Raw genomic sequence first — 12,016 nt, forward strand, 5'->3', positions numbered from 1 at the left:
ATTTGATAAAAAAATGTGAAATAATGCAAAAAAATAACATACATTACGAATAATATGATACAATTTTTTTAAATCTACTTATTAAAAAAATTTAAAAAAGGAGAGTATCAATGAAAATAACCTTTTTAGGTCATTCAGCCTATTTAGTTGAAGCCGATAATTTTAAGGCTTTAATTGACCCGTTTATATCTGGAAACCCTGATTGTGATTATAAAGTGGAAGACTTTACTGATATAACTCATATATTTGTTACACATGGACATGGAGACCATTTAGGTGATGCAGTACCAATAGCTAAAGCAAATAACGCTACAATAATTACCGTTTTTGAGTTAGGTGAAACCCTAATGAAAGAAGGTGTAGATGTATTCACCATGCATATAGGTGGTAGATCTAATTTTGATTTTGGCAATGTTAAAATGACACCTGCCTTACATGGTTCAGGCATAGCTTTAGGAGATCATTTCATTTCGGGCGGAAACCCTTGTGGCTTTTTGATAACAATCAAAAACAAAGTACTATACCACGCTGGAGACACTGGTTTAACAATGGACATGCAGTTATTGGCCTATGAAAACGTAGATGTAGCATTGTTACCTATTGGTGGAAAGTTTACTATGGATATAAACGATGCAGCTAGAGCTGTAAAGTTTATTGAGCCTAAAATTGTGGTACCAATGCACTATAATACTTTTCCGGTGATTAAGGCTGACCCTCAAGATTTTGCAAATAAAGTTACCAATGCTGAGGTAAAAATATTAAAAGCTGGCGAAAGTTTAGTGTTATAATTAATTATAATTCTATGTTAGTAAGTGAGTAAGTGTTACTATAATTAGTGACAATAGTAAAGGGACTACTGCTTAATTTGTAGTAGTCCCTTAAAAACACCCTTAATGATTATATTCACTATTTAATAAAGCATATTGATAAGAATCTTTCCAGATAGGATAGCCATTTTTATCGAGTTTAAAATAAATGTTTTTTAATTGATGAGCCTCTTTGCGCATTTTTAAACGCTCTAAAAGTCTCCATGAAGCTCTATTTTTAACATCTACTTGGGCTATTATTCTGTGAGCATTTTTTACTTTAAAACCGTAATCAAGCATTTCTTTACAGGCTTCTGTGGCATAACCTTTACCATAGTATTGAGGATTAAATACATAACCTATTGAGTAGGTATTTAACTCTGCTGGCTCTGCTAAAGAAAAATATAAATGACCAATCATAGTATTTGAGTTTTTTAAACAAACAGCCCAAAAGCTGTGTGTTTTATCTTGGCTTCTTTTATAACATTCTTTTACACAATCTTGCTCAGTAAATACTTCATATGGCTCAAACATTACAACCTCTGGTAAAGTCATATAGTTATGTAAATCTTGCCAATCTGTTTCTACAAATGTTCTTATAATTAGTCTATTGGTCTCTAAAATATTCATTATTACTCCTTAATAGATTTTAAGTAGTAATTTTATTAATTTTTTCTTTCAGTAAATCACTCTTAAAATCTCTTTTTAATATTTGCATATAAATTGTGTCATAATATATATCATTAACAATATAAGATTCACTTCTTGTACCAAGAGTTTTAAAACCTAATTTTTTATAGGCGTGTATGGCTAGTTCATTAAAAGAGTAGACCTGTAGCATAATATTATTAAGGTTAAGTATCTTAAAACCATAGTTTAATATTAGCTCAATTGCCTCAGATCCAAAGCCTTTATTACGATTACTTTTATTACCAATAAAAATACCTAAGGTAGCTGTTTTATGCAAATGATTTATATCAGTTAATCCACAGTTACCTAATAATTCATTATCTTTTAAGGTAACTATAGCATAGCTATGTTCTTTTGATAGGTTTATTAATAGCTCTTTTTCAGTATGTAAAGGTACATTCTTAGTTGCTAAACCAATGGGTAATGAAACACCTAAGTCGTTAATCCATTCACAATACTGATTATAGTCATCAACATTAATAGGAGATAAATAAACTTTTTTGCCTACTAATTTTTTAAAGTATCTCACAAAAATTCCCCCTTATACTTATATTAATAAAACATTATAGCTTAAATAGCATAGTTTGTACATTTTTTACTATTATTTTGTATAGATTAGCTCTTGATTTTTTTAATAAATAATGTATTATATAAAACAATTGCATAAGACAGTTCGTTCGTACCATCCTGTCTTTAATTAAAACTAGGGCATGTAATTTTGTGACTTTAGGTAGTTACTAAATTACGTTCTTAAAGGTGCGGTTTTTAAAATCGCCTTTTTATTTTGTTATTATATTAACTTATATTAACGTTTTAAATTAAAAGGTGATGAAAAACTACCTTTTTTTAGTTTAAATAAATATAGAATAGTAGGGGTTTATTATGGATCGATATAGTGTTTTACAGAATAGAGAAATTGTATTATTAAAATCTTTTCCTTGTTTTTGGGGCAAGTGTAGTTTTTGTGATTATATAAATGACAATAGTTTTGATAAAGAGAAAATTATTAATACTAATGAAGAAGTTCTTGCTAAAGTAACAGGGGTAAGGGGTACCTTAGAAGTAATAAACTCAGGTAGCTGTTTTGAATTACCACTACAAACGCATCAGCTTATTAAAAGCTTAATATATAAACTAAATATTAAAAAATTATGTTTTGAAAGCCATTGGCATTACCGAAATAGGTTAGACGAAATACGCGATTATTACGATATACCTGTTATGTTTAAAGTAGGTATAGAAACATTCGATAATAACTTTAGGAATAAAGTACTAAACAAAAATGCTATTTTTAAAAATGCCGAAGAAGTCAGTAGGTATTTTGATTCAGTATGTTTGTTAATAGGTATAAAAGGCCAAACTAAAGAAATGTTAACTAAGGATGTAGAGTTGTTACTGAAATATTTTAACCATGGTACAATTAATATTTTTACAGAAAATAGCACAAAACATAAGAGAGATGAAGAGTTAATTAACTGGTTTTATGAAAAATATGGTTATTTAGCAGAATATCAAAATATAGATTGGTTAAACATTAATACCGATTTTGGAGTAGGAGAATAGAAAGGAATTTAACACATGAACAATAATATACTATGGCTAATATTGTTAATAGTAAACTTTATTGGAATAACACTGAGTTATAAGTTTTTAAAAAATACAGGATTATATGTGTGGATTGCTATGGCTGCAGTTATTGCCAATATTCAAGTAATGAAAACAATTGAAGTAATGGGCTTTGTAACTACTTTAGGGAACATAATTTATGGCACTTCTTACCTAGCAACAGATATTTTAAACGAGAAATATGGCAAAAAGGCTGCCCAAAAAGGTGTTTATATTGGCATTTTTACTTTAATAACAGTGACTGCAATAATGCAAATTTGTTTACAGTTTACAGCCCATGCTACAGATACAGCAGATGGTGCTTTTCAAACAATTTTTGGATTTTTACCTCGTATTGCATTGGCCAGTGTTATAGCATATGTCATTAGTCAAACTCACGATGTTTGGGTCTTTGATAAATTAAAAAAAAGAATGCCTAATAAACTATGGCTTCGAAATAATGTTTCTACTATTATCAGTCAGTTTTTAGATACTGTTATTTTTACCTTTATTGCATTTTGGGGAGTAATGCCAACTCATATTGTATTAGAGATATTTTTTGTAACTTATATAATGAAGTTTGTAGTAGCTGCTTTAGATACTCCATTTATTTACTTTGCAAAAAAGATTCATACTGATGAAACTATTTAGTAAATAAAATAAGTTGGTAAAGTAATTGTTTAGGCAATTGCTTTTTTTACTTTTAAACATGTTATTAATTATTAATATATCATGCGTAAATACATAATAGGCTATTTATGTTAAGTTAATCGATATAAATTCGACATTATTGGACAATAGTCAATCAATTAGATTACAATAGTTATATGTATTGAACATATAGGATTAAGTGAGGGATAAGCAGTGAATAATATACAAGGGTTAAATCGGAGGTTATTTAATACTATACTTTCATTAGCTATTATTGCTTCTGTACTTTGTATTGTAGGCAATATTTTTTGTGGATTGCCTTTATATTTAAACTACAAATGGCTATTAATTATGATTATATCTTTTTTATTAAAATGGCAATTAGCTAAAGCAAAAAACATTGATTTGGTAAAATTACTTTTTTTTATTGTTGTTATTTTAGTATTTATTCCTTACGGTTATCTGCAGTCTGGTGGTAGTGCCAATAATGCCATAGCTTATATATTTTTAGTTATGATTTGTGTTGCATTTTTCTTTTCAGGAAAAAAACGTTTAGCATTATTATTTATGTTAATTGCTACTTTTGCAGTACTACATATTATTGAATATTATTATCCCCATATTTTACATGTACACAGTTCTAAGAGCCAATTTTTAGATCAACTTTTTCAAGTACCCCTTACTCTAGTTGTAGGATTTATATTACTTAAACAATTTGCAGATGCTTATGTCAGTGAAAGAACAATGTTAGAAAAGTATAGTTTGGAGCTTAAAAAAGCAAACAAAGAGTTAGATTATATGGCCAATCATGATTCTTTAACAGGGATGTTTAATAGAAGATATTTTGATAATAAATTTGATGAAATATTTACTAAAAAACTCTATAAAAATAAATCTATTTGTATTGTTTTATTAGATTTAGATAGTTTTAAACATTTTAATGATACCTATGGTCATAAAGTAGGAGATACTATAATAAGGAAGTTATCTAAAGTAGCTCAAAAAACCATGCCTCACAATACCATTATTTCGCGCTGGGGTGGAGATGAGTTTGCTATGATAGTTTTTTGCTCAATAACACAATTAACTATTCATGTAAAAGAGTTATATAACTTAGTTGCATTAAATGAAAATGATTTATTTCAAACAGCAACAATAAGCATGGGTATTACAGTAATTAAAGAAAATGATAGTAAATATGAGGTGTTTAAAAGGGCAGATATAGCTCTTTACAATTCAAAGAGTCAAGGCAAAAACCAGTATAACATATTGTAGTTTTACGTATTAAATATCTTACAAACTAAAATTTTGAACTGAAACTAAATAGCTTAAGTTTAAACTTTTTAGTTGATTTTAAAATGCCAGTTTAAATATATTGCATATGTTAAGAAATTTAAATGTATTATTGCAAATAATTGACAAGTGACTGTTAGATATTTTTCTGTTATTCTTAAAATAATACTGATAAAAGTATTAATAATCGTGGGGAAAGATATGATAAATAATAAATTAGTAAGTTTAAATAAAATAGAAAAATTTATAGAGTCTTATCAATATAGTAAGGCTCTATTATGCTTTTCTCAAAATATTAATGAACTGCTATCTACTCCTAATATAAGAGGTGTTTATAAAGTTATTGCAAGAATACCAAAAACCTATTTTAAAAAAGCTGAACATAAACTGCTTTACGGCTGGCTTTGTTTAGAAGTAAATAATAATAAAGGTTTGAAGTGGGTTTTAGCTGAACTTGATTTTAGTAAAATGAAAAGCAATCAGAGCAGAGCTAGTTATTTAGCTCTTAGTTCTATGTCTTTAAACATTAGTAGACCCGAAAAAGGTTTATATTTAACTCAAAGAGCCTTAACTTATTTTGAAGATGGTGATATATCTATTGCTCGAGCAAATATTTATTATAACTACGCTAAACAGTTAACATCATGTAATCTGTTTTATATGGCATCTCAAAATTTTTATGAGGCAGCTAAAATATTTGAGGCACAAAAGTGTTACTACTTTGCAATAACTTGTTATGTAAATAGCTTTATAAATAAATGTAACGTAGGAAAGTATGATGATGTAGTAAAAGAGTGTTATGATTTATTAAATAATAACACTAGATTAAACAATAAATTAAAGCAATTAATAAAACTGCCTTTGGCAATTTGTTTTTATTACAAAAATGACTTAGTAAAAAGTATAGATTTATTACTAGAGGTAAAAAAAATAATCAAAAACATAGCTGTTCCTAGTTATCATATTTTATTAATGAATTATATGATTCATATCTATTTAATTCAGCAAAGAACTAATGACGTTAATAATTTATTGAATGAGATAAAACTAAACAAAATGTATCAGCAAATGCCAGCAATGAAACAACTAGTAATAGCTACTGTTATAGATAAGGAAATTTTGATAAATAGAAATGTTTCTAAAGATAGTTTAAAAGTACTATTAGATATTTTGAATACTGCTAAGTTTAAGGCCCCTTTTTATGTGATTGAGAGTTTGTTTAGGTTAAAGTTACTTGGCAAGATAAATGGCTTAAAAATAGATAGTTTATTATCTCACTTTAGCAGAGCCAGAGATATTGGAAATGCCAGTAATATACAATCAATGGCCTTATTTTTAGCGGATATTTATTATAATAAAGGCGACAGTGAAAAAACTAAGTACCATTTAGAGATTGCTTTTAAGGTATATCAACATACAGGTAGCGTAAACAGTTTTTATAATCGTAAGCTGTACTGTCTTGAGTCACTTTTAGAGCTAGATAAAGACTTTTATAATCAAGTTTTACTATACAATAATAACCAAAGGGACTTAGCTTAAAATTATTTGCTAAGTCCCTTTATAACTTAATTAAAAAAATCAATAGGAAGACTATTGTACTGTTTTTTTAAATCGTCTTTAACCTCTTTGGCTAAATTATGCCATCTTATACCTTGAATTGCTCCCTCAAGGGCATAGAGCTTGTTTAAACAAACATCATAGTGTTTATTTAATAATAATAAAGCAGAAAAACTCCCACATTTTTTTAGCTCTTCTAAACTATTTATTCCTACAGAATTTAAATCGTGTTCTAAAATGGCACCAATATTTATGGCTTTGGATAATCTCATATTTGCCTCCTAAAACTATGTTACCTTGCCTTAGTTTACACTATAATAGACTAAAATTATTTATTTTTAAATAATTTAAAATAATTTTGAGGTATTTTTTTAATAATAACTACTATAACAAACAGCACTACTATAAGTGCTAAAGCAGTAATTGATACCAACCAAGGTGCAATAGTGGAGTTACTTAAAAATTTTATAACATCATCACTAGCTGGTGCTGAACTTGTATTATAAATAAACGGTAAATAAACCCAGGGAACTAAACTAGATATAACGCTTATTGGAAAGATAAAATAAAATACCTGATAAAAAATATTTTGCACTTTTTTATTGTAAATCAAAACCAGAATTGTGCAAACAAGTATAGGTAATATAGTTCCAAAGGCATTCATTAAGGGATGAGTAAAGTTAGTATAGTTGGCATTGGCTATGCAAATATGCGCTCCAAATCCTAATTTTAGTTTAACTATAGTTCCACCAGCTAATAAGCCAATAACACCATGTCCTATTTCATGAATAAAGGTGTAAAAGTAAATTGAAAAAATAGCTGTAACTAAAGCTGCAACAGTTAACTTAATTGTATTGTTAGTAATTGAGTTATTCATTTTTTCCTCTTTTAAATAAATTTTGAATAGGGATTGTTTGCTAAATCACAAACCTTATACTGATTATAAGCATTTAAACATTTCAACATTTTTTCATAACTATGTTTATTATAGTTTAGATTTAGGCAATTACAGATACTACGTTGAATTTGATTTAAATCTGGAATATCATTTAAAATTTCCTGCTGCCACTCAATTATTTTATTTGCTAACTCTTCACTATTATATAAACTGTTGTTTTGTAGAATATCATTCCAATAATAGGGATGTGAAACTATTGTGGATAGAAAATCTACTAAATTATTAGCTATAACTGCATATGAACCCTCATGGTTTACATATAAAACTGGTGAGTCCTCTGAATTATCATCAAGAAAGCCAAAGCAGTTTCCGGCACCATCGGTGGCAAAAATATAACAATTAGCGTTTAAAGTAAAAAGAAAATCACTAGTAGATAAGCTTTTAGTGTTAATAATAAAGTCAAAAATAGTCTCTAGTTGCTCCTGTATTTCTTTATTATTTTTTATGATTGATAATCTTGTTAACATGAAAAAGCCTTTCTTTATAGATTTACAAAGTACAACAAGTACTATGCTCTAATTACAATATTATAGTAGATAATACCCAGTTAAACCATAGTTTTAGCAAAAATAATAAAATTTTAGTAACTATAATCATTGCCACATGGGTAGTTGTCTGCTATAATTTAATAGAATATTTTGTAAATGGGGTGTAGAATGTGCGCATTGCTTACATTAAGTTACGTAATCTATACGATCTATAAAATCAAATAGATATAAGTAAATTAATGCCTATATAAAGGCTTATTTAATATGCCTTTGTATATACTAAATGCAATGAATACATTTATGCACACATTAATAATAATATTCGTTAGTAGTATAGTTTTTTAACTATACAGCTGTTTTAATATGTTTATTAAGGTTACGCATAATTAATGTGTAACCTTTTATTTTTTAGAGAAACCAGTTATTTAAATTTATAATGCTTTGCGAATGTATTATTGCATTTACCTTTATAACAAAAAAGCGTGTATGAGGTGAGTCAAAATGACTTTTATTCGATTCTTATAATTAAAAATGTTGAGATAGGTTTTCGTGAATATAAGAATAAGAGAGGTGCTAGATATGCTTAGCAAACCAAAAGCAATATTAATAGCTGTTAACATAAATAATCAAAACAGATTTAAAGAGTCTGTGAAGGAGCTTCATAATTTAGCAGAGGCCTGTAACTTTGAGGTAGTGGGTGAAATAGAGCAAAATCTCAAAACCCCCAATGTTAGCTTATACATTGGCAAAGGCAAAGCCGAGGAGGTTCAGTATTTAATAAACCATACCGATGCTGAAATCTTAATTTTTAACAATGAGTTATCTCCATCACAGTTAAAAAATCTAGAGAAGCTTTTAGATAAGGAGATATTAGATAGAACAGCTCTTATACTAGAGATATTTGCTACAAGAGCTAAAACTAAAGAGGCCAAGTTACAAGTTGAAATAGCCAGACTACAATACATGTTACCTCGAATTATTGGAGCTGGCTCAGCCTTAAGTAGACAGGGCGGAGGAACTGGTGGTGCTGGTATAAGAAGTAGAGGATCTGGCGAAAAAAAATTAGAGTTAGATCGCCGTAAAATTGAAGATAAAATAGTTAAAATCAAGAATGAGCTAAAAACCATTACCAACAATAGATTAACTCAACGTAAAAAGCGCAAAAATTCAAACTTACCTATGATATCTTTAGTTGGATATACCAATGCCGGAAAGTCGAGTTTATTAAATGCTATGTTAGAGTGTTTTACAGATAAAGATTCTAAAAAGGTATTTGAAAAAAACATGTTATTTGCAACCCTTGATACCTCAGTAAGAGAAATATTATTGCCAAATAACAAGCATTTTTTAATATCGGATACAGTTGGCTTTGTAAGCAACCTACCACATAACCTAGTAAAAGCATTTAGATCTACCCTAGAAGAGGTCTGTGAAGCTGATTTATTATTACATGTAATAGATTGCTCAGATGAAAACTATGAACATCACATTGAGGTTACCAAAGATACTTTAGCTCAAATTGGGGCAGAAAATATACCAACAATTAGTGTTTATAATAAAGCAGATTTAACTAATATTAAAATACCTTTTGTTAGTAGTGATAATGAAATTTATATGTCTGCTACAAAAAAAATAGGGTTAGAAAATCTTATTGCCCTTATGCAAGAAAAGGTATTTGAAAAATATGTTGATTGTCGTTTTTTAATACCTTATACTAACGGCAGTTTGTTAGGTTATTTAAATAACAGTGCCAATGTTAAGTCTATGAAATATGAAAATGAAGGAGTTTTAATGCACGTAGAGTGTAATAATAGTGACTTTGAGAGATTTCAAGAATTTTTATATTTAGGAGACTAAGAGTAATTAGTAAAGGGGTAGTCTGGTAAAAAATAGTTTTCTAATAACAAGTTAGATTGATTGTTTGATATGGTTTTAGTAGGTTGGCATCTTGTTTATTGTTGTTACCTGATAGTATAGTACAAATTGTCCGTAGGGAATCACCTCTGTGTGATTCCGCTGTGGATACCTAGATGAAGCGTATTAATTACAGTTTATTGAGATGCACTATGTATCAAAAAAGACAGCCAGCAAATTTAAGTCTATTTTCCAACTGCCCCTTTTATAAATATCTTAGCTTAACTCTATATAGGAAATTTGATTTCTTCCTCTGCTTTTAGCCTCATACAAAGCCTTATCTACAACACCTAAAACGTCTTTAAAATTCATATTATTAATGTCTTTTATGGTTGTTAAGCCAAAGCTACAAGTAATAAATTTACAGGTTTTAGAATTCTTATTGGGTATTCTTAAGCTTGAGATTTTCTTTTTAGTTATATCAACTAGTTTAACTGCTTCTTTTTTACTAATATTAGGCAACACAGCAAAAAACTCATCTCCGCCATATCTAAATAGTTGATTATCTTTGTTATCTAAAACTACAGCTAACTGATTAACAATCTTTTTTAAACAGTCATCTCCCAAAGAATGACCATAACAATCGTTAAATTCCTTAAAATAATCTACATCAACCAATACAATAGAAGTCTCGGTTTTTATTTGATTACTAGCTAACATTCTTTTAAGATACTCAGTTAAAGAATATCTATTTTTAATTCCTGTTAAGGAATCTGTTTGAGAAATTCGCTCTAATGCTGTTACTTTTTTAGTTATTTCAAGTAGTTTAACTTTACTTTTTAAGTTTTCTACTCTGGTATGTATGCTGCGCATTTCATTGTTTTTAATAACTTCTATATATTCTGAATAAGCCTTATTTGATTTTTGATAATTATTTTTTTGCTCATGTACTCTAGCCAATAAAAATAAATCATTACAATTTTTATCTCCTAAGCTATGTTCAAGTCGTAAAGACTCTATTAATGTTAGTTTCTCAATAACTCCATCATAGTCTTTGAGCTCAAATAATACATTAGCATGGTTTCTTAAAAGATCAGAGTAGTGCAAAGTGAATTTTTCAATATTATAGTTTGCTTCACCAAGTTTAAAGTACTCAATTGCCTTTTCATAGTTATTTTTTTTAGTTTCTATTAAACCATAGGAGTTATAAAGACTGCTTGTGCCGATGGGGTTATCGGAACTAAGCATAATGTCATGAGCAATGGTTAATAAATTTTTGGCCTTATCATAATTACCAAACTCACATTCACACTCAGCAATATTATTGTAGATAATAGACTTTAACCTTTCACTATGATTAATATCTATTTTTTGAGATGCCGTAGTAAAGTACTTATAGGCCTCTTCAATATCTCCTAAAATGTGAAAAATAACACCAATATTATTAATTACTCTGGGGTGATCATTGTGCTTTAAGGCAACTAAATAATAATCTATAGCTTTTTCGAAATTCATACAATTAGTATACATGTAACCTAAATGAATACTAATTTTTTCAATAAGAAAAGTATTGTTATTAAAGCTTGCACTTTTATAAGCCTCTTCTGCCAACTCTATAGCGCATTTAACATCTTTACTAAAATTAGCTAATAAAGATTCTCTAAATAATCTATACTCTGCACTTACTTTGTTGAGGTCACCTTCTATATTATTTAAATTGAGAATAGTTTTATTAACATCAATGTACTCATCTACTAGGATTTCATCAAATTTTAAATCAATGTTTATCATAATAGGACCTCTTTTACTTGAAAATTACAAAATTACTTTAATATATTATATCAGATATTTTTAATACTCTGTATATTTTTATTTAATTTATAACAGTTTTTTATTGTGTTTTGTATATTGTGGTCATTATTTATTTATAGTAGATATTTAGAACAAGTAATGTGCATTAAGCAGGCGTTTAGGGTATAATTATAAGGATTTATTATTATAATAATTAATTCAACTTTGGCTTTGTATTTAGTAACCTATTAGTTGAAAAATTTTTTGCTTTTAACCTAAAGAGTGAAATATTATACAATGAAATACTAATGTCATACTAACCG

General features: G+C 28.1%; 12 protein-coding genes. 6 read left to right on the top strand and 6 right to left on the bottom strand.

The genetic code is table 11. The features are described from left to right. Positions 1-110: 110 nt before the first annotated feature. The gene (locus IMX26_RS17085) at positions 111-788 is read left to right on the top strand and encodes a metal-dependent hydrolase (RefSeq protein ID WP_195159565.1); all 678 of its coding nucleotides are present in this window, start codon (positions 111-113) and stop codon (positions 786-788) included. A 102-nt stretch (positions 789-890) separates the two neighbouring features. Here the strand turns inward: IMX26_RS17085 and IMX26_RS17090 are convergent, their stop codons facing one another. After that, on the bottom strand, positions 891-1,436 hold the full coding sequence (locus IMX26_RS17090) for a GNAT family N-acetyltransferase (protein ID WP_195159566.1): 546 nt from the start codon (positions 1,434-1,436) through the stop codon (positions 891-893). A gap of 19 nt (positions 1,437-1,455) precedes the next feature. After that, positions 1,456-2,025 (bottom strand): GNAT family protein, encoded by a 570-nt coding sequence (locus IMX26_RS17095; RefSeq protein WP_195159567.1) that lies wholly within the window; start codon positions 2,023-2,025, stop codon positions 1,456-1,458. A gap of 353 nt (positions 2,026-2,378) precedes the next feature. Between IMX26_RS17095 and IMX26_RS17100 the strand changes: the two genes are divergently transcribed. From IMX26_RS17100 to IMX26_RS17115, 4 genes are all read left to right on the top strand, one after another. Continuing rightward, complete coding sequence (locus tag IMX26_RS17100; protein WP_195159568.1) at positions 2,379-3,059, top strand: radical SAM protein; 681 nt, start codon at positions 2,379-2,381, stop codon at positions 3,057-3,059. 15 nt (positions 3,060-3,074) lie between these two features. Next, positions 3,075-3,752 (top strand): queuosine precursor transporter, encoded by a 678-nt coding sequence (locus IMX26_RS17105; protein WP_195159569.1) that lies wholly within the window; start codon positions 3,075-3,077, stop codon positions 3,750-3,752. 213 nt (positions 3,753-3,965) lie between these two features. Further along, positions 3,966-5,027: a sensor domain-containing diguanylate cyclase gene (locus IMX26_RS17110; protein WP_195159570.1), complete on the top strand. Its 1,062-nt coding sequence runs from the start codon at positions 3,966-3,968 to the stop codon at positions 5,025-5,027. 219 nt (positions 5,028-5,246) lie between these two features. Beyond that, the gene (locus IMX26_RS17115; RefSeq protein ID WP_195159571.1) at positions 5,247-6,584 is read left to right on the top strand and encodes a hypothetical protein; all 1,338 of its coding nucleotides are present in this window, start codon (positions 5,247-5,249) and stop codon (positions 6,582-6,584) included. 26 nt (positions 6,585-6,610) lie between these two features. Here IMX26_RS17115 and IMX26_RS17120 read toward each other — a convergent pair whose 3' ends face one another. From IMX26_RS17120 to IMX26_RS17130, 3 genes are read right to left on the bottom strand one after another with little or no spacing between them, the layout of a single operon-like run. Next, positions 6,611-6,874 (bottom strand): TfoX/Sxy family DNA transformation protein, encoded by a 264-nt coding sequence (locus IMX26_RS17120; protein ID WP_195159572.1) that lies wholly within the window; start codon positions 6,872-6,874, stop codon positions 6,611-6,613. Positions 6,875-6,930: 56 nt separating this feature from the next. Continuing rightward, positions 6,931-7,479 carry a hypothetical protein gene (locus IMX26_RS17125; RefSeq protein WP_195159573.1) on the bottom strand — a complete coding sequence of 183 codons (549 nt, stop codon included), beginning with the start codon at positions 7,477-7,479 and terminating at the stop codon, positions 6,931-6,933. An 11-nt stretch (positions 7,480-7,490) separates the two neighbouring features. Next, complete coding sequence (locus tag IMX26_RS17130) at positions 7,491-8,027, bottom strand: SMI1/KNR4 family protein (RefSeq protein ID WP_195159574.1); 537 nt, start codon at positions 8,025-8,027, stop codon at positions 7,491-7,493. 600 nt (positions 8,028-8,627) lie between these two features. On the opposite strand from IMX26_RS17130, the gene hflX reads away from it, so the two are divergent. Beyond that, the gene (gene hflX, locus IMX26_RS17135; protein ID WP_195159575.1) at positions 8,628-9,905 is read left to right on the top strand and encodes a GTPase HflX; all 1,278 of its coding nucleotides are present in this window, start codon (positions 8,628-8,630) and stop codon (positions 9,903-9,905) included. A 273-nt stretch (positions 9,906-10,178) separates the two neighbouring features. Here hflX and IMX26_RS17140 read toward each other — a convergent pair whose 3' ends face one another. Continuing rightward, entirely contained in the window at positions 10,179-11,693 is a 1,515-nt protein-coding gene (locus tag IMX26_RS17140; protein WP_195159576.1) for a diguanylate cyclase, read from the bottom strand. Positions 11,694-12,016 lie beyond the last annotated feature (323 nt).

The organism is Clostridium sp. 'deep sea' (assembly GCF_014931565.1).
In the GTDB taxonomy this organism is placed as follows: domain Bacteria; phylum Bacillota; class UBA994; order PWPR01; family PWPR01.